The following is a 24,437-nucleotide window of genomic DNA, read 5'->3' as shown; positions in this document are numbered from 1 at the left end:
AATGAAACTTATCAATAGTATAATAGCGTTTGTCGCAGTAGCAATCTTATTTGCGGCATGCGGTCATAAGCAAAAGCAAAAAGAATCATCTGCGCAAACACAGGATGTGCAGGAGTATGAAGTGTCCGTCAATCAGGATCAGTATAATACAGCTGGTATAGAAACCGGTACGGTAAGTACAAGGCGGATTGGTGAAGTGATATATGCCAATGGCAGGCTGGATGTACCTCCACAACAAATGGTTAGTGTTTCGGTGCCGGTAGGAGGTTTTGTAAAAACTACATCTATGTTGCAGGGTACGCATGTTCACAAAGGTGAGGTCATCGGAACACTGGAGCATATGGATTATGTACAGTTGCAGCAGGACTACCTGGATACGAAAAGTCAGTATGAGTACGCCAAAACAGAGTATGCCCGTCAGCAGGAACTGGCTGCAGAAAATGTAAATGCTAAAAAAGCTTTGCAGCAGGCGAAAGCGAATTATGAATCATTGCAGGCTAAGTATATGGGGCTGCAAAGTAAGTTGAAGCTGATGAATATTGATCCTGTAAAAGTTGAACAGGGTAATATCTCAAGTGTAATCAATGTGTACGCGCCTATTAATGGTTATGTTACTGAAGTAAATGTAAATGTGGGGCAATATGTTACTCCCCAGCATGTAATATTCAGGCTGGTAAATACAGAGCATCTGCATGCGGAGTTGACAGTTTTTGAAAAGGATATAGCCAAGGTAGAGATTGGTCAGCCAGTACGGTTTACCCTGGCCAATGAAGTGAAAGAACGAACCGGAACAGTACACTTAGTAGGTAAAGAGATCAGTACAGACCGCACAGTTCGGATACATTGCCATCTCGACGAAGAGGATATCCATTTGCTGCCGGGCATGTTCCTGTCGGCAAAAATAGAGACAAGCGGTTCGGATGTATTTGCTTTGCCTGATGAAGCTGTGATGAAGTTTGAGGGTAAGGATTATTTGTTCGCGGTAAATGATGACAACCTACAGGATAGCATATATCGCTATAAAATGGTAGCCGTAGAGACCGGAAGCTCGGAGGATGGCTATACAGCTATTACATTACCTGTTGGATACGATAAGAACAGCCAGTTTGTTGTAAAAGGAGCATATACACTACTGGCGAAAATGAAGAATATAGAGGAAGAGTAGCGCAGTGGTTATGTTATTTTGTAATGCCTGTAAATGATGTATTTGCAGGCATTACTTTTTCAGGCTTGATATTGAGCTTTTGAAGTTGTTGATGAGCATATCTTCGTCATTTGCATTGTTGCTTACAATGCTGACACCAAAGTTCAATGTATCCAGCATCGTGCTGTATGTGGTATAAGTAAAATAAGGTTTATCTCTGTATTGTACCGATAATACAGCTATTTCGAAACTGATGCCATCGATGATCTCTTTAGTAAGAGATGTGTCAGCACTGTAAAAGTCTGCTGAGTATGATCTGTATTGTTGGGTAAGCAGGTCGTGTAGGCTGGGGTGATCTTCTTCACGGTTATAGCTCCTCACAAAGGCATACACTGAATTGATATCATCCTTGCTTTTACGCACGCCCAGTATGATCTTCTTCTCCCCTTCCTTATTATTGCTTAGTGACTCTTCTTCATAATAGTTCTGTGCTGCATAAGCGAGCTTATCGCGTTGAGTTTCTGAAAGTATTTCCCAGTTTTCGGGAATGGCCATTTGCCAACCTATAGGTGAATAGGTATATACTTTTTCCCCGTCACCGTTCCTACTTATGCCATTGTTGTCGCACGATGCGGTAAATATCAGTACAGGTATGTATAATATTAAGATGAGTTTTTTCATTGTTGTTTGAGTAGGAGTTGAGCATGTTATTCCAGTTCACATTTTACATCTTTATACTCGGCACCTGAAAATTTAAGTCCTTTCTGCTTGCACTCAAACGATGCGGTAGATTTTTTCGCTGCTTCAATCTTGTAACCGGCAATTTCTTTGCCGTCAGCGTGTTTACAGGAGCATGTATAGGTCTCATTGCCACAGGATGTAAACAGTACCAGGCAGCAAACTAAATATAATAATTTATTCATTCTGCTAAAATAAGTAAACAATCTATAGCAATAATGACTTGTTTTTAACAGCAGTCTGCGTTCTATTGTACCATAATACGACGGGCAATTTTTTCATTTTTCGTTTTAACTGTAATGAAATAAAGCCCCCGGCGCATCCCGCTGGTTGAAATTTGTTTTTTATAGATTGTGACATCTTTGTCTGCAATACGCATTACAATGTGTCCGTCCGGAGTTGAGATCGTAAGGTCAATATTTGTTTCTTCGTCAAATGTGGCTTCCAGATTTATGTAACCTGTTGCGGGGTTGGGATACACGGATACTGTATTTCCAGGCTTAAGCAATGGAGGGCCCGGAGTAGAAGGAGTTGGTCTACATATTGCAGTATCATGGCAATATACATACTCGACGATGTCTGTACTGTTTCCACTAATATGACTGGTTGTATGCCTGGTAGTGCCGGAAAGTAGTCCAAGATTATTGTAGTAAAAGTCTATGTTGTAGTATAAGTCGGTAATTGTGTCTGAGTTCAGGTTCGGGTTTTCATAAAAAATGAGGTTGCTTATTAAGCCTGCACTGTCGTATTGAAAGTTATTAGATTCATAGATTACATATTCATCATTTGGTATTTTCTGGTGCAAAAAGGTAGAGTCTGAAATTTTCTTACCGCTACTATCGTAGGCATACCTGACAATTTCTGTTGTGTCGCGCTTGTTAGAGTCGGTATATGATTGACTTATTTTGATTCGTTCTATAAGTTTGCCTGTAGCATTATTATATTGATAGTGTAAAATTGTGTACGGCCATATTATTTTATCTATTATTGTAGATTGACTTTGATAGACAACTACTTTTTGCCTGCTGCTGTCTGTTAATATCTGTCCCTGGTTGTTGTAAGAAACAGTATTAATTTCGTATAAAAACGTGTCCTGGCTTGTCCCACTCCACCTTTTTTTTTGCACCATGTTGCGATTTGTGTCATAGGTATACTCTATTGTACTCGTAATGCTCAACGTTTGGGTTTGACTCGTAGAAAATCTCGGTTGGTACCTGATAACTTTGGCAAGGTCATGGTTATTATTGTAGAAGAGCGAATCAATTGAATACAGTCCCCAACCAGATACAAATGCATCCTTTGCATAAGTTTTTCTAAGGCTCAGCTGTCCATTAGGATAAAAATATTGTTCGTGATTTTTTGTTGGTGGCAACGTAGTATCCCCTCTATATACACCGATAATAATACTGGAATCGTATTCCATAGGGTCAGGGTAGGGTATTAACATGTGTGGATACTCTTCTTCAGGGTTGTACCTGAAAAAAGGGTTGGCTGGTAATAAACCATAACGGTTGCTGTTATTGCTGTAATAGAAGTCGTTACTGCCCGATGATACCGTATCGTTGCCTGCTTCGATGTAAGTAACGTTTTTTCGTATCAATTTCCATGGCACTTGACCGTAACTTATAGAGGATAATAGCAAGACTACAATACCAGTGATTAGCTTATTCATAGAGTTATTAGTTTGGCGGCAATTGTAAGTTACGGAATATTAATAATGTTTCTTGTGCTTGCATCTGATGCTTTGACATTTAAATGACAAAGCGGGCATATGCCCGCTTTATGTGTATTGCTTAATTGTAATTATACTGTTATTTCAAACCTTTTAGGTGGAGGCATCTCCCAGTCAATTTTACGCTTTACCAGCCATAATTCTTTTATCTCTTGTTTAGGTAGCAGGAACTGTGGGTAAAACTCTTCGTTGTCGCTGATGCAAACAAAGTTCTCGTTGTCATCTTTTCGGTACAGGCGTTTTACCATGATGCGGTCTTCTGTTACCACTACATAAATATAAAATTGTGCTGTGCTGTTCCAATAGTCAGGTGCAACAGTTTCTGCCACTACATGAAAACCTTCTTTCAATGTTGGTTCCATACTGTCGCCGCTAACTTCAAATACACGATATCTGTCGCCCCGGTAGGGCATATTAGGTACGTTCATTACTTCCAACTCTTCTACAAAGCTGGGCTCAAGATAGTGTTTGCTGTATCCTGCCTGTGCACGTATAGGAACTACGCTTAGTCCTTCGTGTACATTCAGTCCTAATGCCTTCTGCATGCGAAGGTCGTCGCCTGTAGTATGCGACGGCTGTTCATACATATCAGCAGGATTGTTGTATGCACCGCCAAACAATTGTTCAGTGGTAATGCCCAGTGCTTTGGCTGCGCGTGTACGTATTGTATCGTCCAGCCGCTCTTTACGAAAGTTGTAGTATAACGTACTCCTGGGTACGTTCAGTGATATGGCCAGGCCGTGTACCCCCATTTTGCTCATTCTTGCGGCGTTCTGCAATGCTTCGCCTTCATGGATACTCATAGACTAATGTATTATGGTTAATAATATTTTAAAATTATTTTGGACATTTGTACGAAATATGTACATTTGTCTAACAATGATGATTTGTTCAAGTGTTGTTTGTACAAATGTATAAATAAAATTACAAAACGCCAACCTTGATTGAAAAATCTTTTAAAGGGAAAGACAAACAGGCAGGAGCTGTATTAACTGAATAACAATAAACTTTTAAGCTATGGAATCGCTAAGGAAAAAGAACGGAAATCCTTTAGGGGTAAGCCTTTCAGGCAACGCAAAAAAAATGCCCGATGTAGACACACGCGGGCGTTTCAAAACAAAAAATAAAAAACACAATGCGAAGATAACAAAAAATTGGAACATTGAAGATTTTGAAATAAGAGTGTTGTATGTACAAGTATTGTGGCATGCCTTGCCAATGGGGCAAACACAGCAATTAGAAGTATGTCGGCCTTGCTTTGAGCAGTGGTTGGGTGAACAGGGCAGATTGGATTGGTGTATGGAGGGGTTAGATACGGACCACACTCCGGAATTGATCTCAGGTATTATGGCCATAGACGACTACTGGGAGAATGTAGAATATGAAGTGAAGCGTAAAGACCTGAGGGATTATATAGTAACAGAACAATTGATTAAGTAACCAATTAAATATTTCAGATATGGAAAAGAATATGTTTTACCGCCATGTAAGTAGCTGGATAGAAAGCTACTACAATGCAGATGCTCTTGAGTGGCTGCGCCGTTTTATCAATAACAGTACGCAGCCGGTTGAAATGAAAGACAGATTGCAGCGCGAGGTGGACCGGAAGGTAGCGGCACTGAATAATACCCCTTTTTTTGGCAAGTATGATGATATGCAATTGTTGATGGACGAACACTGTCATCCGCAGATATTCACGACCCGTTATGCAGCAATGAGTAAGATCGTACAATTGCGCGCTACAGGATATGATGCGCGATTGCTTGAAGGTAATGCTTTCTACCGTATTCAACTGGTGCAATCAGCCCCTATAACATTTTTACGTCTCAATGAGGGGCGCAGCCAGCTGACCGGCCTGAAAATGAGCGCGTAAATATCCTAAACAAACTATGAAAACACACTGGGCCCTATCGCAAACCTGCATGGCAGACAACACAAAACTTAACACCCGTACCCGGGAACTATAATTATGAAAACGGAATTAATAATCGCTGACGATACTACTAACGGAAGTTTTGCTTCGGTACTGGGTATTGAAACAGCAAGAGAAGAGCAATTATGCGACCTGATAGGACAATGTTTAACCAGCACGGACACATATCCGCAAGCAATTGCGGAAATATCGAAAAAGACAAATAACATCAATGAGTTGACCTACGCACTATTCCACCTGGGTGCTTTCGCAGGTAATGAACGGGCAAAAAGGGAAATGATACATATACTGGAAGGAGAAGAATAACCGATATGCTCTGCAGTTACAGCGGAGTGTAAACTGAAACACTATCTATATGAAACAGGAACAACAAACACCAAAAGGTATGAACATATCGCTATTTATCATTTGCGGTGATAAAAGCGAAATGTCATCCGCGCTGAAAGAATCTTGTTGCCGGCCATTATTCGAGTCGTGGAATGCAGAAGTTGTATCCGTTGCAGAGTGGGCATCTCATAGTGTTGATTTTTGGGGGCATAAGCAGGTAGAGGGGCCTGCTTTCCCGCCCTCACTTTATCTGAACGATAAGGAGTTGGGGAGCATGATTGTCAGTTGTTCTGATAATGATGAATTGACGGCATTGTTGAGAGATAATAAAGAGCGGATAAGAAAGAATAAAGGTCTTGGAAAACTGTTCGAAGAGAAACGGACTTGAAAGATAAGGGTTAGTAAAAGTTACCTGTACCCTCACCATGAAAATTTAAGACATGCTAAACTACCTATGCCCTCACCATGAAAAACTAAGTGAAGTTCTTTGACATGTTATGAGTACAGCGAGTAGTTTAATGCCATCGCTAATGTGTGATAAAAATGAAAGTGGCCATAAAATAAAATATGGCAGTTGATGCGTTCAACACTAACAGAAAAAGAGCTGCTTTATTACGTGCATAGAAGTATTTGCTGACCACCATACCCATTATAGATAGAAGGGCATGGCCCAGGGAAAAGATGGTCGTTATTATAGTATGGTCTTTCAGGTTGGCAATGGGCATGTATTTACCGGCAATAAGCAGGATGAAGAGTTGTACAGGCACATATAATACGATGAAATAGTAGAGTAGCTTTTGTGCCGGAGTAGGTTCTCCTTTCATAGCTTTGAACGGCGATAACCGGTTCACCAAGTTGTATAAGCCCGCAGTAATAATGCTGGCGAATATGACAATGAGAATAAGCTTACCCATGACTTTTAGGGTAAAAATAAGCCTTATTGTTTATATACAAAGAAGAACAACCCTATCAGGCAGCCGGCATAGATACATCCTGCCAGAAGGTCGGTGACAAAATACAAGGTGTTCTTCGAATTGCGCCTTCGCAGGTACCAGGCTCCGGCAGCTCCTAGTACGCTTATCAGCACATGTCCGGTACAAAACCATACCAATAGGTGAAGCGTTGACGCGTCCTTCCATCCCGGCAACATAAATGCCATAATAATCAGCAGCAGGATAGAAAGAGGGGGATAACCGGCTATACTATAAAGAGTTTTGCGCTCCCACTCAGGCAATGAGACTGTTGCGTCTCGCCGGCTATAAGGTGAGAGCTCGTAGCAGATGGATGTAAAACTGACGATAAATACAAAAGCCAAAACCACATAAAACAAAACCCCTATCGCCATACTCATCATACTCATAACAAAATCTCTTTGTTAAGTACAAAACAAAAACGATACCAAACTTGACGAACAGGAATTATTATTTAATTGAAATTGGTGAAAAGGTTGTTTATGATAATCATTTGACAATAGATGAAACACATTAACGCTTTTTTCGCAACAAAACACAACAAAATACCGTCTTAATATATGGTGCCAGTCTGTACAAAAAATAAAATGTAAGTTATGGAACAAGAAAGGAGAAATGAAATACTACGAGACAGGGCTTTGGCTGACAACCAAAAATTTGTCTTCCCGTATATAACTACGGGAAGACTCAATAAGCAACAACTTTCTGATTGGATGACAGTATTCAATCGGTGGCTTTCACTTACCGGAAGAGTCATCGAGGCTGAGCGAGAATATCGTAGACAGTTTGCAGCATGGTTTATGCATATAGACCTTACGGTTGAATCTCCGGCACAGTATGATCTGGAAAATACAATGTCGTTCTTTGAAAAAAAAGTATCCGGAAGCAAAACTATCCCCCTGCCAATAGCCTACGCCGTAGGTCAACCAAAAGGGAAATTCAGTAAAGGGAATAACAAGTTTGATATGTATTGGCTGAAAAATCTACGTGATGAAGTGAGGAGCATGGGTATATGATCCGTTATCTTACCCAATCAATAGTGTCAGCACCTTCTGAAACAATATCTACACCTGATTTAGTTAACTCATAATAAAACGGTTTCATGTCGTAACTATATCTAGATGTGTTAATGGATCGGTATGTTCCGTCTTTCATCTGAAAGACAACACGCATAGTATGGTCCAGATCTACAATGATCTTGCTGACATCTGCAAAATGCACATTTATGTTTCTGCTAAAAGGGTTTAGTGTAAATATACTTATGCGCTCGGTATTGATCTTTATAAGTGGCATATTGAACGTTTGCCAGGCTACAATCATCGCTGAGAGTGTAAGCGGGAAATTGAGATAATCTAATTCGGGTACAAAGAAACGTATGGAGATAACCCCTAGTATAAAAACGCTAGTAAGGGTGAATGATGTATATCCAAAGTGTTTCATTCAGAGTGTCGGTTTTATTAAAGCTAATTTAATGATTTTTCAATTTTAAAAGCGCCTCAATGGGCGCTTTTAAAATTGGCATAATAGTATGAAACTATTGTTTTACAAATCTTCCCGTTCCATTTACGTTTTCGCTGGCCAGATGTATAATATACATACCTGAAGGTAAATCAGTGATGTCTATGATATTGCTAGCATTGTTCAGCAAGCTGGTGTTTACAGCCTGTCCTGATAAATTATATATTGTAGCAGTTGTTTCGGTTTGCAAGTCTAACCGAAGGCTGTTTTTTGCAGGATTAGGGTAAAGATTAACAATGTTGCCGGAAATAAAATCTTTTACATTAACAGTGTTCTGATCAAAAACAGCAAAACTACCTAATGATGTTATTCCATCTTTCTTCTGGCTGTACATACTGCCTGTGGTAGATGCTGCAGTAGGTGTAGTTTTTTCCCAGTCATCGGTATTATACATCGTTACAAATGAATTGCCACGGTCAAAACTGTTTACTTCAGAACCTGCCTGCCATTTCAACTCAATTGCATAGTCCAGGTTTGTAGTAGATTGTTGTGTGATAATCCATGTTGCGTCTACAACAGGCTGCGAAGCAGCCAGGTCAGCGCCCATGGTGGCGTGTGCTTTTACGCCTTGTGATACATTAACGCCCATTTCGGTGTATTGAGTACCATTCTTACTTTCGATAGAAATAGGTGTGTAGGCATTCATATGGCCGACTGGATAGTTAGCAATTGCATTACCTGCTATATCCTGCCTTAAGGCACCGCCTTGTTCTGTAATGATATAGCTGTTAGAAGATCCGCCTGAAATTGTTGCGGTTGGCGAGATGATCAGGTTATTTCCTTTAACATTTATTTTGCCATCCTGAAGGTCCAGTTTTGTGGCTACAGACATGTCTGTCAGTAATTCGATAATTCCGCCACCGGCTCCCGTATTCATTGTAAAGTTATCGATGATATTGTTGAGTGCATCAAAGCGTATAGAGCCTATCGTTCCTGCCGTGGATGATATCTTAATATCAGATCCACCGTTGCTTGAAATTGTACCCGAGCCGCCAGCAGCGTCAATTGTTCCATTCGCCCCCAGGTTGATATTGAATGAATTCATAGTCAAGGTACCGGATGTAAGTTTCAGAGCACCTTTCACGTTAAGATCGGCGTAAAGGCTGGTGCTGTTGCTACTGCCTACGGCAACGTCCAGGTCTGTACAACCAGCTCCCAACAGTTCCCATCCTGTGCCTATCTGCTTACCGGTGTTCTCATAACGCACATTGTATGGATTGGTGAGATTAAATGTCGCACTGCTGCCTACAGTGAGTTCTCCACCATCGAAAACAATAACCGGACGTGGTGTGCCAGTTGACAATGTCATTGTTCCCAAAGTTAACTGTGAAGCCATAGTGCCTGTAAGGCGCAACGTTTTGTTAACGTTTAAGGTGACATTCAATGAAAATGGAGCACCGGACAAGGCAAGTGTGTTTGCAGTAATACTTCCATAAAACTGTATTTGTGGATTCGAATCAACGAATACACTATCTACATCTATAGAGCAACCCAGATCACCTAAAAAGAAGCCGTTCTTTACTGAAAGGTAATTCTTTGATGTAGAGATGATCTTTGCCGTACCTTTCATCTGAAGTAACGAGTTAGTATTACTTAGCGTCAGGTCGCGATCAAGTGTTATTGTTACACCTGAATTGATAATAATGTCGTTTGCACCTAATAATGGGTTGGGGGGTACAACTCCACCTAACCATACGCTGGTGCTGCTGAAATTACCGGACGCTGTTGCAGTGTATTGTAACGCATTGGCTGACGTGGAAGCCAGGCAAAGTACTGCAGCACAGGATAATATTTTTGTAGAGATCAGTTTCATAATCGTTCACATTTTAGATAAGAAAATAAATATAGTAAATTATTGTTATAAATACTGGCTTTATTCCCTTTATAAAGAGTTTTTTAATTTTTGAGGAATTTACCGGTTGCATTAAGTTCTTGGCCAATAATGCGCAGGTAATAAATGCCCTGTGGTAAAGCTGTAATGTCAATGCCATTATTAGAATGATCTAATTTTTGAGATAGCATTAATCTGCCTGAAGTGTTATATATGGCAATATCAGCAGCAGAGTTTGACCTTACAAACAAAATATTGCTTGCAGGATTAGGGTATAGTTGCACAGAATTATTACCTGTTATGTTATTTACATACACTGTGGTATTGTCGAAAACGGCCATTGGTGTAAATGAGTGGACGTTTTCTCTTTTCATAGCATACATGTTTCCGCTTGTCGTGGCTGCTTTGCCTGCCTGTTTATCCCACATAGCACCAGTCAGTTGAGTTATGTATGACTTTGTTCTGTCAAAAGAATTAACTTCCATACCGGCGTTCCACATTAATTCAACATCTACATCTATGGTTGTAGCTGTTCCGTTCTCTAAAAACCATGTGGCATTTACTAATGGCTGAACATTTGAAATGATGTTACCGGTAGAGCCGGTATTCTTTACGCCATCATTTACTCCTACTGTTAATCCGTTGTATACGGTATTGCTTCTTGATGTAATTATACATGGAGCATATGTTGTTTGGGTACCGACATGATAAGTTACTGTGTCACCAGAACCAACATCATCTGCCAGTTTACCCCCGTTACCTGTAATGACATAACTTCCACTGCCAGCACCGTTTATAGTAGCGCCCGTAATTAATGAGAGTTTGTGATTTTGCACGTCGATCTTTCCTGATTGAAAGTCGACCATGGTAGTAATTCGGAGATCGCTACCTAGCTTGACTGAACCATTTGTATTAATAATGAACTTTCGTACCAGGTTTGACCCGGTAGTGAATTTCAGTTCACCGGTGATAGCAGAACCGGAGCTAACTGTTATATCAGAGCTGGAACCTCCTTTTATTTCACCGGATCCTGAAGGGTCAAGGTCCCCGGATGCGCTGAATTCCAGGTTATGATTATTAAGATTGAATGTTCCTGAAGTAAGTTTAAGAGTGCCACCCTGTAGTTTGGCATTCCCCATTAGCTTTACTTCTTCGCCGGTACCAACATCAACTGTGACATTTTTTAAGCCAGGTCCGTTCAATTCGACTCCTGATTCAATACTGCCGCCAACATATTCAACACTGTAAGGGGCTAACAGACCCAATACACCTGCACCACCAACGGTTAAATAAGCAGGTACAGTATTGCCCTGTATGCCACTTATTTTCATTACCGTACCGTTTGTCAGGTTTATCTTCCCATTGTTCAGATTCAGGCTTTTGGATACATAGAACACCTGGGCCACATCAATAGTAGGATTGCCCATTATCATCATAAAATCAATTTCAAGTTTGTTAGTACTCATAGTGCCATTAAAGTCAAATTGTCCGGGAAATGATCCTGAAAAACTATCCACAATTATAGAGCCGTTACCCAGCATGGCTGCGTCAGAAACATGCAGTGCATAGTTTGTCGCAACCAGGTCGCCATTGATAGTAATACTTCCAGTAACGCCTGTAATAGAAATATTTGCACCTGCTGTTACTTTGATACCAGGGGGTATTACTATCGCATCATTGACAAGCCCGTAAGAAGGTGCAATACCTCCCTGCCATGTAGCAGCACTGTTATAATTCCCATTGGCAATAGCTGTATAAGTTACCGCGGTTGCATACTTTTGTGCAAGTACAAATGCACAAAGTAAGAGTCCGGATCGCAGAAGTGTAAACATGTGGTTCATGAGCTTGAGATATTTTTGTTGATTTTATATACTAATAAAGATATAGATTTTGTGTTAAGTGCTTTTCGTTATCGTATTGGTCGAATTGTTATACTAGTAAAATTCAATATTGAATAAGCAAATACATGCAGCTATTCTCGTTTAACTATTTTACCTGTGAGATAGGTTGTGCCTTGCTGATTGCTTATAAAATAGATGTAATCACCCGGTGGTAAATTACGCATCGGAATATCAGTTTTGTTTTTGCCCGCTTTGTAGGACAACAAACCGGTGTCATAAATGTTTTTACCATTCACATCAGTCACACGTAACCGGAGTTGCTCATCTCTTTTGAGCTCCATATCAATATTCAGGTTTTTAACAACGGGGTTTGGATATATGTTCACATCAGCATCAAAAAGTACATTCCTTATGCCTACCCTTTTGTAGTTGTATGAGAAGAGGTCTACACCGCTATTGTCGCAGTTATTGGCCGAAAAATAAAGCTCATCACCAATCGGTGTCAGTCCTGTTGGCAGGCTGCTGTTTGGCCCCGGACACAGATCTCCGATAATAGCAGGCGTGTTTGTGCCGTCGTATGCATACAGCTCATATCCGTTTGCACCATCATTTACTGTGAAAAATAGGCGATTATTATACACAACAAATTCACGGGGGTTAGCATCACCGTTAGGGTTTATCTTATGTGCAAGTTTTACATTGCTGTTTGAAGGGTCGTATGACCATATATGGCTTTCTCCACTTGTATCCCTTGCACCAAAGTATATAAGGTTGTTGAAAAAGGCGAAAGCATTACGAGAAACGACACTGAGGCTACTGAAGGCTGAGGTATTAATATCTGTAAGTCTTTGAGGCATATTACTTCCATCATACATATACAACTCTCTGCCATACTGAACTGTTGTGGCACTGAAGTATAGTTTGTTATTCAGCACTTGAAAATTTGCGGGGTTTGAAGAGGTTTTGCCGGTATCAATATCAGCAATAATTGAGGTCTGTGATGTAGTGGGATTATATTCCCATAATTCGGACCCATTAGCGGCAGTATTTGCCACAAATATGATCTTGTTTGAATAAGCAATAACAGGACCATAGACGCTACTGTCAGGGCCTGAATTAATATCCGTTATCCTTGTTGGTGTATTAGTACCATCATATACATAAAGTTCCGAACCATTGGCTGAGGTAGTGGCAGTATAATAGAGGTTGCCATTAAATACAACATAGTTGTCGGGTTGCGAACTGTCTGGCCCAAAGTCAGGGTCAAAAACAACTTTGGGAGAATTATTACCGTCGTAGACATACATTTCTTCACCTGTTGAGCCATTATCAGCAGTAAAATAGTATTTGCCATTCATATAAGCTGAAGGGTTCATGTAATTTGTGCTGATCGCATTTTTTATGCCACTATTCACATCATCGATCATTACAGGTTTGCCGGCACCCTGTACAAAATAAGGCTCCCTACCATTGCTGCCGTTGGCAGCATAAAAATAAAGAGTGCCGTTCAGGCTATTAAGATATAATGGTGTAGAACTGGATAGCCCTTGCGCAACATCAAAATCTTTGAAACCAGGTTGCATTTGAGCAGAAGCGAGAAAAGTCGAATATATTGCAAGTATTGTTAATTTATATTTCATTAGTTGTTTTTTCTGTATCGTAAACATATAAAGATAAGAAATTGTGCCTTAATGACCCTGGATAGCCAATTATATAGTGCTAAAATCTACATTTATGAGTAATGTAATATTTGCAGTTTCCTGTATCTGTTTTTTGTCGCTAACATCTCGTTAACAACTCATTAACAACCTTCATGTATGTGGAGTCGTAGTTTAACATTTGCATTTTTTTTATGTTACATTACGAGCGATTTCAAGAGACTATAATTGAATTAGCCGGAGAGGAAGCTGTAAAGTGGAAACATATATTGCCAGCCGTGCCATTAGCGCATCGTAACCGGTTTATGTACACTTTGCATAAAGGCTTTAGTATACCTGTAAGTTTTGACATGGTCATGTTGAGCCAGACATTAGCTGACAAAGATTATGATTTGTTTGTACAACAAGCACTGGCCAGTAAAATAGACATCGGAGCAAAACCTGACGGAAATGTCGAGAAGTTTTCTATTAATGAATAAGTGTGATTTTGGGTATTACCTCAATGTACATTTTATCTCAATAGAAGCGCTGGAACCAAACTCTTCTGCTTTACAAAGCTTCAGGGCCTCACTTTTTGAGTAGCCTACGAATTCCCGTGTCAGTGTGGTATTGGTGCCCTGGCCTACTATCGTGCAAAAGCACTCGTGCTTCCTTTTGCAGGAAGACGATAGAATAACCAATAACAATGCTGAAGCGCAAATAGTAGTACCCTTATTCATTGTGTGTTTTACTTTTTCATCAAAACAGGGAAAAATGGCTACCTGGTATTTCGCCATTTAGGTCATAAAAATACGTTTTCGTAGCAAATATGTGTGTTAATGGCAAGTTATTGTAAATGAGGCGACAATATATATATTGATGTTGTACGGCTGATAAGAATTTTGATCAGAAGCCTCTTTTTATGCCAGATATATTGCATTTGTTATCGGGTGGTTAATATATAGTTACCGGGATGTTATTGGCATATACATCTTACCCCTAAGTATAAGGATATTTGTTACTTGCTCCTGATACATATTTAGAGAATGCCGGCAATAAACTAGAGCAGATGCCGGCAAAGAGATACCATAAAGCCCGGCTTCTTAAAGCTATGGATACAAAGGACAAGATCGTACTGATCGTGGAAAGAGATACCGGTATTGCCAATATGATAAGGGCAATATTAGGTATTGTAAATGTGCCTGTCCAACATGTACAAACTGGTGAAGGCGCAACAAAAGCACTAAAAGATAATAGTGTGGGGTTGATCATTTGTGAGAATGGTCTGCCGGATATGGATGGATATGATCTGTTAAAACAAATAAGAGGCAATGCTACAACCAAACAGATACCGTTTATTATGTTAGTGCCTGAAAGTGACAGAAGCTATGAAAAATTGACGCAAGATAAAGCTGCTGATAGATATATTACCAAACCATTTACTGCCAGAAAGGTTTTAGATGTTGTGAAGGAGTTTATTGTGTATAAAGGATTATAGCAGTTCCCTTTGAATTTTACTGATCATAGCCAGGTGGTGATCGTCATGTTCTGCAAAAAAATGAACAAGGTCGGTAATGTACATAGTTTGCTCCAGCCTTGGGTGGATAGAGACGCGTTCTGTCATTTCTTCGTCATACCTAAGTAGTCTTTGCATGGTGACATGACGAGCGGTTCTAAAGGTTTTCAGAAGGGAGTTAATGTCTTTTAGGTTGTGTTCTGCCTCCTCTGTTTTTCTATTGGTCATATCAGCAGTGGTGAGTGTATCTTTACTCGCCTCAAAGTCATCAAGTCTTTGCATTAATAACTCCTCCAGGTCTGCAAGGTGGCCAATATGTTGTTGAATGCTCCAGCCGTTTTCAAACGGTTGCGTCAGGATAAGGAAAGGCATATCCTGTACTTTTTCCTCAAGCCGGGCTGGAGTGCCTGACAGCCTTTCTATTAGGGCAGGATATTTGCCCGGGGGTATGTCAAAAGCGAAGGACATATCAGTCCATTTTATTTGGCTGATCATAGATGTAAATTTAATATTTATATCCATATCCTTAACATTTTATTGTGCTTTGCAGTACAACTTTTTTCCCCCCATTCCGTTATTTAGTCAGTAGCAGTTGCGAAAAATGAATACGCAGGTTAAAGCTACGATATCATAAAAGTAAAGCAGAAGCAGAGTAGTGTATAGTGAGTGTGTGAAGGGGCGGTTCGTTGTATAGCGAACCGCCCCGTTTGTTATATAAATCGGTTAATCAGTGCTTAAGCGTGTATGATAGTAATACATAACCTTATCTTTGTCTTATGTCTGTTGTTCAGATAAAGGATTATTATAAAATACTGGATATCAATTCTTCTGCGAGTACGGAAGAGGTGAAAAAGGCATATCGTAAAATGGCTATGAAGTATCATCCGGATACTAATGATGGTGATTCGTTTTTAGAAAATTATTTCAGGGAGGTACAGGAAGCATATAGTGTATTGGGGCACGTACAGAGGAGAGCAAAGTACGATGAGGAGCGTTGGCTGGCAGGTATGACCAGCCGATCGGAAAAAAAAGAACAAGCCACACCGGAGTGGATACTAAAAGAGGCTATAAAGCTGAATAGCCACATGGCCAGAATTGATGTATATGGCATGAGCCACGAAGGAATAAAAGATTACGTGTTACAATTATTGAACGACAAGCATATGACAATCTTACTCAGGTCGGGGGGTACTTCTGTAAATGAGGGAATTGTGAGTGTAACATTACAGTCAGTAAAGAAATTGAAATACGATTGTTTGAAGGAGGTAGCGGATAGATTACAGATTTTATCGGAAGAGGATACTAAGCTAAATAAAACCATACAAGATATACTTAATAGCAGGCGAAAACAAATGCTTTGGGAGCAACGTATCCCGTATGTCATTGGCTTGGCTACATTGTTTATCGTGTTGTGTATGTATTTTTGGGTTAAAAAATAATACAACAAAAATTTGTTTGTTTGTTATTTAAATTTGTGTATATTTGCATTAGTACTATGAAGAGGGTAGTACTGGTTTAAGAGGATAAAAAGAGAGAAAAATGGCACTTTCGTCTACCGAGGCCGAATTTGTAAGACGCATGATACTGCATGGCAATAAGCTGTGGGCTGTGCGGTCTGCTTTTCCTAAATTGGAAAAGGGATTTGAGGATGCTGCTATCAGGTATATGATGCAAAACCCGGAAGTGACCAGGCATATAGATGCGGGTGTTTTATACATGTTCAGGCAGATAGTAAAGCATACAGATATTCCAGTGCCGCAACCACTGACAGTACAGGATAAGATGGATATGCTGAGGCTGATAATAAATGGAGAACGGGAAACCCCCACATATATAGTTACAGCGGAAGGCCTGCGTGTAATATTTGTAGAGCCGATGGAAGACGAAATTGACGATTCACGAAAGATGTTGAAAGAACTTCAAAGGGCAGAGGAGCTGGAATGGATGATGTGACAGGATAATTGACAAAAAACAAAATAATAAATACCACAACCATGAAAAATAGTTTCGCGAACGATCCCGCATACAAAGAGGTTTTCTATTCCAAAGTACATAATGTAAGATTATACATGCCTGAAGATGTGGCCAATGGTTACCACATGAGCCGATATGTAGCTGCCGGAGCACAGAATATTTTTTCTGCAGGCGGTGCTACCAAAGATGTACTTTCTGCAATAATGGACAAAATGCTGGAGTTGTGTAATGATGAGAAGAACATTAAGCATCTTCGTACAGACATTGCTACATTGGCTAATAATATCAAATACAGGTTGCGCTACCCGGTAGATGAAGATTGCGCTTTGCGTATGGGAGCCATTTATGCTTTTGTAGAAGGGGAGGACCCTAATACGACTGAGGATTTTTGGACGGCTCGTAAAGTTGCCTGGGCTAAAGGAGATGCATCACAGAGTATTGAGCCAGATCCTGATTTGTACGCTTTTTTTTTGAGCATCGGAGTTCCGTTCACGCCTGCCTGGAAAGTGCAGTCGCATATTTTGACAGATATGAACTATTTCAAAACAAGACAGGAGAATACAGAGGGAATGTATCCTCAGCAATAATGTCTGTACCTGCCAGGGTAGATGAGTGGTATGATAGTTTTTGGGATATTGCCCTGAAATATTGTGAAGGAAATGTACGGGATGCCGAGCATTTTATGGATACGGGGGTGTTCAATTTCTATTATCGTATCAGACAGAAGGCTAATTGGCTTAAGTGGCACAATGAACAATTCAAACAAGAAGATTAATCGTAATATTCAAATTCGTAAATCGTCATGAAATCAGGCTCCGGGTTATTGTCAACAAAGTTGAGCATTCTTATCGTGTTGCCGTGGTCGTCTATGGTAGATATTTTGTGATCAATTACCTGTTGTGGAGATTCGCCGACTTTTAGTGTGGTTTGAGTAAAGTTATTGTATTCGTCGTATGTATAGGTTGATATACCATTATGACTTTTGCCTTTTTTATACGCATCAAATACAGTTGTCCGTATCAGGCCGCCGACTACTGTGAATCTATATGAACTCACAATATTTTTCCTGATCTTTTGTAATTCAGTGCCCTCGTATTCCCTTGCGAGTACAGTACTATCATTCGGAACAGTTAGTTCTACAATAGTCGGTACAATTGCTTTGTTGTCATATGGGGGCATACAATCGAATCTTGTATTTATCAGTATCACAAGAGTGCCATTTTGTTGACTATAGGTGTATTCTTTGCAATATCCATAAGCTGATCGGGGATTATAGAAAATAGCAGTACTGTCATGAACTATATACCCTGAGGTGTCGTACCAATTCTTTATTACAGAATAAAGGGTGCCTTTTGCATGCTCTGCTCCGGTTCCGATATGTTTGAGATTTGTGTATTTGTAAGTCGTAACATGCCTGATATGACCATTCATACCCAGCCTAGTATGAATACTGTATATCATTGCAGGATCAGCCTGTTGGGCAGAGACATGTTGCCAAGAAAATAACAACAGGGCTATACTTATGTATTTACGTAACGATTGCACAGATACAACATTAAAAATATTTTTTGGTAATTACAAAAATTATTATTTACTTTGTTGTGAAGTTGCTATCAAAGGAGACGTCCTTTTTCTACAAATACGTTACAGGTAATACGCCACCTACTCAAGTGCATTGGTTTTCAACAGAAAAATATGAACCTATGGCAGATATTACCGAAGTACTTCACGAAATTAATTACAGGGTAAATACCGGCAGTTTAGACGAAGCTACAATGTCTATCAGTGCTCAACTGAAGGAGTTATATAAAGTGTCTAAAGCTATGGATGTCTATATCAAGCAGATAGATGGGCTCTCGTCAACGGGGTCGAAAAAGTTTGAAGAACTTACTAAAAGTATTAAAGAGGCGGATAAGGAAATCACTAACACCGCAAAGAACTCAAAGAAATTCACAGAGGAAGATAGAAAACAACTTAAGGGTAAGATCAACACCTACCTGTCGTTAGGAAATGAGGTAAAGGCTGTTTATGATGAAATATTAAAGGCACAAATAGAAACTGCTGACAAGGAGATAGCTGTACGTGAGAAGAAGGTAGAAAATGCCAAAGAGCTTGCCAAACGTGGAAATGTTGAGGCATTGAAGATAGAAGAGGATGGGTTGCGAAGGTCAATTGAGCAACGTGAGCGATTTGCTAAGAGACAACAAGCTGTTAATACTGCAATAACTATATCTAATGCGATAGCCGCAGTGGCAAGGGCAGCACTTGAGGGAGGTGGGTTCGGTTCGATAGCTACCATAGCTGCGTTAGTAGCCTCACTTGCTGCCGGATATGCTGCTGTTCAAAGCCTGTCTAATGAAAATACAGCATTTGCTAAAGGGGTAGTTGGTTTTAATGGTAAAGGTGGACCGGAAGATGATAGGAACTGGGTGCGTATCAGCAATGGCGAGAGTGTAATAACGGCTGAAGGGACACGCAATAACCGGGCATTGCTGGAAGCTATCAACAAAGGTGCCACCTTGCACAATGTGACAGCTACTTTGCCATTGGCTGTACCCGCTTTTAAGCAGCCAGAAGTGAGACCAGATGGTAAATATGCGAACGTTTCTGATGTTCATAATTTGGAAAAGAAACTGGACCAGGTAGTGGATGCCATATCAGATAATAAACTCAACCAGAACATATTTTTTAATGAGCAGGGAGTAGGCATAATCACAGAACGAGCTATAAGACGGGACAGGAACCGCTGGAAATAATAATACTGACAATATCAAATCATCACCATGGAATTAAAGCTATTGATAAGACAACTCATCAGGTACGATGCATCTGGAACAAAGGAACAATATGTGACCCTGCAAGGTGGCAGGTTGGTAACCGTAACAGGTACGCTCCCGTCTCACCGGAAATTTGTTAATTACGGCAATTTCCTGGATATAACTGATGCCGTAGGCGACCTGCATCAACTAAAGTTAACATGGACATTGAACAGGAATAACCAGGGCTTGCCTTCTGTAGGTGTCGCTAATCAAAAGAAATCTGCGGCCGGTATCCTTACGTTGGAAGGAGATGCATATAAATACCTGAAGGCATGGCTGGTAGACGATGAGAGCGCATCAGTAAACGCAATAGAGGTGCAAATACAGCATGTGAACTGTGGCGATTATACCGACTGGGTAATAAGAGCAACGGACATTACATGGTGCGAAGATGAGGTGTGTACATTCAATGTAGGGCTGAAACAAAAAGACGAAGCACTGACTTGTATTAAGAATACACTGATAAATGACAATTGGCAAAACTGGTTTGGCAATAGCAGGCAAATTGATCCGAACAAACAACACCCTCGGTTTAGTTACTGCAATGAAATGAGACCTAATGGTAAACTGGTGACCATCTGGTGGGTGATGACACAACTAATGAGCGTACTGGGGCCGTTAATGCTACTTATCGCTCCTGTTATTAATTCTATTGTATTTACTCTTAAATATATCATCTACCCGATCGTCAACTTTATATTGGGTATTCTGAACAAAAAGAAGCTGGATAAGGATAAACTGAATTATATACAATACCAGGACATAAAAGATATATTCGGTAACTTTTTCATAGAGAGCGCCGGATGCGGCAGGGAGCACCCCGCACCACTGGTCAGGGACTATATTGAGAATGTATGTTCAAAATGCGGTGTTAAGGTGAATGCTGATACTGTACCCATATTTTTTGCACAAACTATTACTATAGAAACATCTGCTGACAGGAATAATAAAGTAGCTCCGCAACCCAGGCAGAATCCACATTATAATGCCTGTTATTTCTTTCCTATGGTAGAGAAGGGTATCAGGAGGTTTGATGACCTGAATATATTTAAAGGCGCATTGATGAATAAAACGGATTACTGGTTGCCCGGCAATGCGCCTAATATTACTCTGGATGTGTTTCTTGACCAGTTGAAGACGCTTTACAATTGCGAATGGCGCGTAGAGCATAATACCCTCTATTTTCAAAGAAAAGATTATTGGCTGAATAATAAGGATAGCTTTGATTTTTCGGAAAAGGGTGAAGACAGGAACTTGCTGGTAAAAGGCCTGTGCTATGAATGGGACGAGACTAAAGAACCACTATATAGTGGTGGTATTTACAGTGCTGACGCTGCTGATGTATGCGGAAACGGAGCCTGTACTTATATGAACGGATATGCTTCTTTCGGAGATATTACCGTTAACCCGCAATTTGATGGAGTGCTGGATAAGACAACTAAGTTTGGCGCAACAAAATTCAGGCTGGACGGTGCAGATACTGACTATATACTGGATGCCATGCAGCAGGTGATAAACACGACCCTTATTACAGGCTCAGTATGGACCACTTCATTGTTCGCAACAGTAAATAAGTTCTTTCACGAGTACACAGATTATGCATTAATGCTGACATCGGAAACTGTAACATTGCCCAAGATATTATTGTGGGACGGTGAACATTTTGATAATGCCAGGTGTGTAAAACCCTATGATGCTTCTGTGAATCTCAGCCAACAGGTTCCTGTACCCAATATTAGGTATAATGCAAACGCAGTTTTGTGGGAGCATAGGCACGAGCCACAAACGAAAGTATCTGGCAGAAAGCTGGTACCTCCACCACAACCCCGGTATCTGTACGAAGTAAGAGGGCTATTCGGTTCTTTGGTTACCTTATTGTCTCCTAAGCTGGTGAATTATCCCATGTATTTTGAACCGGGCTATGAAGGTACGCTGTGGGATTGGTTTCATTGGATAGATGACCCGAACGAAAATCCGAAACTCCACCAGAGCTTTACCGCACAATTAGCGCTTTGCTGCCGGACACTAAAGGAGATACGCCCCTTTGGCGATGCCGGGAATATCATACTGGGACAGAAGGTAAAGCTACCCGGAAAATACTTTACGGAGGCAAGAATAACCGAAATAGAAATTAACTATGATACATCTGACCCCTATGGCCCTAATGTCACGCTGAAAGGTTCCAGGTAACTACAAAATATAAATTCTAAACAATAATCCATAAACATATATTCCATGACATGGTTTGATAATATACAAGACCTGCAGTTTTACCACCAACCTAAAGGTGTGCCCTGCTATTGCGAAATGATTGTCTATCCAACAGATCTTATTTTGCAGGGCAACGGTATTAGCGGCAGCGGTAATTATATATTGAAGCTTTATGTATATAGTGCTGACGGCCTGACTCAATACGAAGATGCTACAACCTATTTCGACTATTACTTTGGAGTAATGCCCGGAGGCGGTCATTTTTTCAACGCGCGTTTACGCTCGTTCAGCCCGGCAATGTGCGCGCATGAGTGTTATGTGCTGCGCGCAGAGGTAGTACAATCTGGAGGTATTACCGTTTTTAATAAATACACAGAGCGTTACTGTCAGAATAATTGTTGCGATGTTCCAACAGGAATAAATTTTCAGCAGGATGGGTATGCAATAGATACATCAACTACTGAAGATGTAGTGTCATTAAACGATGTAAGTCAAAATTTGTATGTCCCGGTGGGAAATTGCGGAGAGCCATTATTACGTATCATTTCAGAATTTGATTGTATTGATTCATTTACAGGTGATTTCTTTGGTGTGCCAGATACTGTATTAAGTGGTACAGCCGATTTTAAGTTTACAAAAGTTACTACACTACGTGGCCGTATTGTACGGAGACCCAGATCAATAAAACGTGATATAAGCTATAACTGTAAACTGCAACGAAGTGAAAGTGCTGCACAATACCTTTTAGAAGGGTTTGAATACCTTCCGGCCTGGAAAATGTATGAGATAGAAGGTCAGCTTCATGGCAACAGGATATATATTGATGATTTTAGCGGAGCGCGAGAATATCAGTATGCCGGAGGAACACCTTTCAAACAAATAAGCAAATGTTTCGAGCTTTTTAAATTGGAAACAACATTGGAGGACTGTACCCAACGCCAGATTTTCGGTTGCGGGGCTTGTGAAGAGCAGCTCAATTTTGATGGTAGTAATAAGATATTTGCTATTCCTGCCGATTATGATGAGGGCGGTTTTTATAACAGTCTGAAGGAAAAGATAGCTGATGATTACGAAGGCTTAATGGATTATTTCTCTACCCGCAACGGAGCACTTGGTGTTAGTGATATTGATACAGGGACGATGAATTGTTCTGCATACAAAGTGCTTGCAGTTTCATCGGTCGGACAGATAGACAGCTGTCTTTATTACGATTCGCCTGTTATTGCCCATAGGATAACCGGGCTCGTGGTTGACGATATTAACGACCTCTGTGATTATTTGCCGGCAATATGTGTTAAGCCTGCAACGTCAGCTTTTACTGTTACAGTGCCTGCCTGTGCTACACCTACGTATGACGTATTTACTGTTGAGGATACAGATACTGATGATGTCAGTGTGAACGGTTATCATAACTGGGTAAAAGATGAAGAAAATACACACGCCTCTATTTATAATAACGAGGTGACTCTGAACCTGGAGGTTGTGAATGCAGAAATTACTGAGGATCCTGCAGACCCCGGTGAGCCTGTGTTGGTAAATGATATAATTGGCGTAGTAGGAACGAACGGACGCCCGGCTACGATGGTTGTGCTGAATAGCGCAAACAGTACCCTGGATGATAATGTTACTGTTTCTATTGACGCTTCTGGTGTCATTAAATATTACGGACCGAGCAGTACAGCTTCATCAACCGAAATAAGTATTCAATTAATAAACCTGAAATATAATATCTAAACCATGGCAAGAAAAATAACGATCCCCTTAACGGATCATGATGCGAATTGTAGTACAAGCTATACTGTTTCATACAAATTAGATGGTGATACTTTGTGGACATCACAACCCTATTTTATTCCGCCGTTCGAGATCAATAATTTGATGGTTGACAGCTTGTATAATATAAAGATAACGAGGCATTGTTGCGATGGTGTACAAAGCACTCCGCTTGAGTTGTCTGTGAATACCAGCATTCTGGCAGCCCCGGCCGGTTTTACAGCTACGCCCGGAGATACAGAAGTGGCGCTTGATTGGGATGATGTTACTTCGGCTACCTCGTACACATTAGAGCGAGCTGACGATACTGCCTTTACAGTAAATGAGTCTGTAATATATACAGGCGCCGCCAGCAACTATACCGATACCGGGCTGACCAATGACCAGACCTATTATTATCGTGTTAAAGCCACTGCGCTTTATCATGCTGACAGCGAATACTCAACCGATAACGCAACCCCAACCGCATAAT

The 24,437-nt window shown here is 40.5% G+C and carries 29 protein-coding genes; 16 read left to right on the top strand and 13 right to left on the bottom strand.

What is annotated here, in order from left to right; translation table 11 throughout:
• Position 1: 1 nt before the first annotated feature.
• Complete coding sequence (locus H6550_13960) at positions 2 to 1,165, top strand: efflux RND transporter periplasmic adaptor subunit (protein ID MCB9047234.1); 1,164 nt, start codon at positions 2 to 4, stop codon at positions 1,163 to 1,165.
• A 51-nt stretch (positions 1,166 to 1,216) separates the two neighbouring features.
• Here H6550_13960 and H6550_13955 read toward each other — a convergent pair whose 3' ends face one another.
• The 4 genes from H6550_13955 to H6550_13940 all read right to left on the bottom strand — a co-directional run bounded on the left by H6550_13955 (position 1,217) and on the right by H6550_13940 (position 4,417).
• Positions 1,217 to 1,825 (bottom strand): hypothetical protein, encoded by a 609-nt coding sequence (locus H6550_13955; GenBank protein ID MCB9047233.1) that lies wholly within the window; start codon positions 1,823 to 1,825, stop codon positions 1,217 to 1,219.
• A 26-nt stretch (positions 1,826 to 1,851) separates the two neighbouring features.
• On the bottom strand, positions 1,852 to 2,067 hold the full coding sequence (locus H6550_13950) for a hypothetical protein (GenBank protein MCB9047232.1): 216 nt from the start codon (positions 2,065 to 2,067) through the stop codon (positions 1,852 to 1,854).
• A gap of 62 nt (positions 2,068 to 2,129) precedes the next feature.
• Positions 2,130 to 3,554: a T9SS type A sorting domain-containing protein gene (locus tag H6550_13945; protein ID MCB9047231.1), complete on the bottom strand. Its 1,425-nt coding sequence runs from the start codon at positions 3,552 to 3,554 to the stop codon at positions 2,130 to 2,132.
• Between the two features lie 131 nt (positions 3,555 to 3,685).
• A complete protein-coding gene (locus H6550_13940; protein MCB9047230.1) occupies positions 3,686 to 4,417 on the bottom strand; it encodes a LexA family transcriptional regulator in 732 nt (243 codons plus the stop codon).
• 214 nt (positions 4,418 to 4,631) lie between these two features.
• Between H6550_13940 and H6550_13935 the strand changes: the two genes are divergently transcribed.
• The 4 genes from H6550_13935 to H6550_13920 all read left to right on the top strand — a co-directional run bounded on the left by H6550_13935 (position 4,632) and on the right by H6550_13920 (position 6,262).
• Positions 4,632 to 5,054, top strand: a complete 423-nt coding sequence (locus H6550_13935) for a hypothetical protein (GenBank protein MCB9047229.1) — start codon at positions 4,632 to 4,634, stop codon at positions 5,052 to 5,054.
• A gap of 19 nt (positions 5,055 to 5,073) precedes the next feature.
• Entirely contained in the window at positions 5,074 to 5,487 is a 414-nt protein-coding gene (locus H6550_13930) for a hypothetical protein (protein MCB9047228.1), read from the top strand.
• A gap of 96 nt (positions 5,488 to 5,583) precedes the next feature.
• Complete coding sequence (locus tag H6550_13925; GenBank protein MCB9047227.1) at positions 5,584 to 5,853, top strand: hypothetical protein; 270 nt, start codon at positions 5,584 to 5,586, stop codon at positions 5,851 to 5,853.
• A 49-nt stretch (positions 5,854 to 5,902) separates the two neighbouring features.
• Positions 5,903 to 6,262: a hypothetical protein gene (locus H6550_13920; protein MCB9047226.1), complete on the top strand. Its 360-nt coding sequence runs from the start codon at positions 5,903 to 5,905 to the stop codon at positions 6,260 to 6,262.
• A 139-nt stretch (positions 6,263 to 6,401) separates the two neighbouring features.
• Here H6550_13920 and H6550_13915 read toward each other — a convergent pair whose 3' ends face one another.
• Together H6550_13915 and H6550_13910 are read right to left on the bottom strand one after the other, a co-directional pair.
• Positions 6,402 to 6,788, bottom strand: a complete 387-nt coding sequence (locus H6550_13915; GenBank protein MCB9047225.1) for a hypothetical protein — start codon at positions 6,786 to 6,788, stop codon at positions 6,402 to 6,404.
• Positions 6,789 to 6,811: 23 nt separating this feature from the next.
• Positions 6,812 to 7,234 carry a hypothetical protein gene (locus tag H6550_13910; GenBank protein MCB9047224.1) on the bottom strand — a complete coding sequence of 141 codons (423 nt, stop codon included), beginning with the start codon at positions 7,232 to 7,234 and terminating at the stop codon, positions 6,812 to 6,814.
• Between the two features lie 207 nt (positions 7,235 to 7,441).
• Here H6550_13910 and H6550_13905 point away from each other — a divergent pair, with 207 nt between their 5' ends.
• Entirely contained in the window at positions 7,442 to 7,861 is a 420-nt protein-coding gene (locus H6550_13905; GenBank protein MCB9047223.1) for a hypothetical protein, read from the top strand.
• Between the two features lie 4 nt (positions 7,862 to 7,865).
• Here the strand turns inward: H6550_13905 and H6550_13900 are convergent, their stop codons facing one another.
• From H6550_13900 to H6550_13885, 4 genes are all read right to left on the bottom strand, one after another.
• Complete coding sequence (locus tag H6550_13900) at positions 7,866 to 8,285, bottom strand: hypothetical protein (protein ID MCB9047222.1); 420 nt, start codon at positions 8,283 to 8,285, stop codon at positions 7,866 to 7,868.
• Positions 8,286 to 8,379: 94 nt separating this feature from the next.
• Positions 8,380 to 10,176 (bottom strand): T9SS type A sorting domain-containing protein, encoded by a 1,797-nt coding sequence (locus H6550_13895; protein ID MCB9047221.1) that lies wholly within the window; start codon positions 10,174 to 10,176, stop codon positions 8,380 to 8,382.
• 83 nt (positions 10,177 to 10,259) lie between these two features.
• Complete coding sequence (locus tag H6550_13890; GenBank protein MCB9047220.1) at positions 10,260 to 12,035, bottom strand: T9SS type A sorting domain-containing protein; 1,776 nt, start codon at positions 12,033 to 12,035, stop codon at positions 10,260 to 10,262.
• Positions 12,036 to 12,166: 131 nt separating this feature from the next.
• Entirely contained in the window at positions 12,167 to 13,675 is a 1,509-nt protein-coding gene (locus H6550_13885; protein MCB9047219.1) for a T9SS type A sorting domain-containing protein, read from the bottom strand.
• 212 nt (positions 13,676 to 13,887) lie between these two features.
• Between H6550_13885 and H6550_13880 the strand changes: the two genes are divergently transcribed.
• Positions 13,888 to 14,172, top strand: coding sequence for a hypothetical protein (locus H6550_13880; GenBank protein MCB9047218.1), 285 nt, complete (start codon positions 13,888 to 13,890; stop codon positions 14,170 to 14,172).
• A 15-nt stretch (positions 14,173 to 14,187) separates the two neighbouring features.
• Here the strand turns inward: H6550_13880 and H6550_13875 are convergent, their stop codons facing one another.
• Positions 14,188 to 14,469: a hypothetical protein gene (locus H6550_13875; protein ID MCB9047217.1), complete on the bottom strand. Its 282-nt coding sequence runs from the start codon at positions 14,467 to 14,469 to the stop codon at positions 14,188 to 14,190.
• 272 nt (positions 14,470 to 14,741) lie between these two features.
• Here H6550_13875 and H6550_13870 point away from each other — a divergent pair, with 272 nt between their 5' ends.
• Positions 14,742 to 15,170 carry a response regulator gene (locus H6550_13870; protein MCB9047216.1) on the top strand — a complete coding sequence of 143 codons (429 nt, stop codon included), beginning with the start codon at positions 14,742 to 14,744 and terminating at the stop codon, positions 15,168 to 15,170.
• Here the strand turns inward: H6550_13870 and H6550_13865 are convergent.
• Positions 15,165 to 15,683: a DinB family protein gene (locus H6550_13865; GenBank protein ID MCB9047215.1), complete on the bottom strand. Its 519-nt coding sequence runs from the start codon at positions 15,681 to 15,683 to the stop codon at positions 15,165 to 15,167. The genes H6550_13870 and H6550_13865 overlap by 6 nt on opposite strands.
• Before the next feature lie 281 nt (positions 15,684 to 15,964).
• Between H6550_13865 and H6550_13860 the strand changes: the two genes are divergently transcribed.
• From H6550_13860 to H6550_13845, 4 genes are all read left to right on the top strand, one after another.
• On the top strand, positions 15,965 to 16,627 hold the full coding sequence (locus H6550_13860) for a J domain-containing protein (GenBank protein ID MCB9047214.1): 663 nt from the start codon (positions 15,965 to 15,967) through the stop codon (positions 16,625 to 16,627).
• Positions 16,628 to 16,727: 100 nt separating this feature from the next.
• On the top strand, positions 16,728 to 17,141 hold the full coding sequence (locus tag H6550_13855; protein ID MCB9047213.1) for a hypothetical protein: 414 nt from the start codon (positions 16,728 to 16,730) through the stop codon (positions 17,139 to 17,141).
• A 41-nt stretch (positions 17,142 to 17,182) separates the two neighbouring features.
• Complete coding sequence (locus tag H6550_13850) at positions 17,183 to 17,749, top strand: hypothetical protein (GenBank protein ID MCB9047212.1); 567 nt, start codon at positions 17,183 to 17,185, stop codon at positions 17,747 to 17,749.
• Positions 17,749 to 17,937, top strand: a complete 189-nt coding sequence (locus H6550_13845) for a hypothetical protein (GenBank protein ID MCB9047211.1) — start codon at positions 17,749 to 17,751, stop codon at positions 17,935 to 17,937. Before H6550_13850 ends, H6550_13845 begins: the two co-directional genes overlap by 1 nt.
• Here H6550_13845 and H6550_13840 read toward each other — a convergent pair.
• Entirely contained in the window at positions 17,934 to 18,623 is a 690-nt protein-coding gene (locus tag H6550_13840) for a hypothetical protein (GenBank protein MCB9047210.1), read from the bottom strand. The genes H6550_13845 and H6550_13840 overlap by 4 nt on opposite strands.
• 242 nt (positions 18,624 to 18,865) lie before the next feature.
• Between H6550_13840 and H6550_13835 the strand changes: the two genes are divergently transcribed.
• From H6550_13835 to H6550_13820, 4 genes are read left to right on the top strand one after another with little or no spacing between them, the layout of a single operon-like run.
• On the top strand, positions 18,866 to 19,918 hold the full coding sequence (locus H6550_13835) for a hypothetical protein (GenBank protein ID MCB9047209.1): 1,053 nt from the start codon (positions 18,866 to 18,868) through the stop codon (positions 19,916 to 19,918).
• Positions 19,919 to 19,945: 27 nt separating this feature from the next.
• On the top strand, positions 19,946 to 22,171 hold the full coding sequence (locus H6550_13830) for a hypothetical protein (GenBank protein ID MCB9047208.1): 2,226 nt from the start codon (positions 19,946 to 19,948) through the stop codon (positions 22,169 to 22,171).
• Between the two features lie 45 nt (positions 22,172 to 22,216).
• On the top strand, positions 22,217 to 23,926 hold the full coding sequence (locus H6550_13825) for a hypothetical protein (GenBank protein MCB9047207.1): 1,710 nt from the start codon (positions 22,217 to 22,219) through the stop codon (positions 23,924 to 23,926).
• A gap of 3 nt (positions 23,927 to 23,929) precedes the next feature.
• Positions 23,930 to 24,436 (top strand): hypothetical protein, encoded by a 507-nt coding sequence (locus tag H6550_13820; protein ID MCB9047206.1) that lies wholly within the window; start codon positions 23,930 to 23,932, stop codon positions 24,434 to 24,436.
• Position 24,437: the final 1 nt, after the last annotated feature.

The sequence above is a fragment of the Chitinophagales bacterium genome, assembly GCA_020636495.1.
In the GTDB taxonomy this organism is placed as follows: Bacteria; Bacteroidota; Bacteroidia; order Chitinophagales; family Chitinophagaceae; genus UBA5543.
Note: the sequence above shows the minus strand (reverse complement) of the source record. Positions and strands in the feature narration are given on the sequence as shown.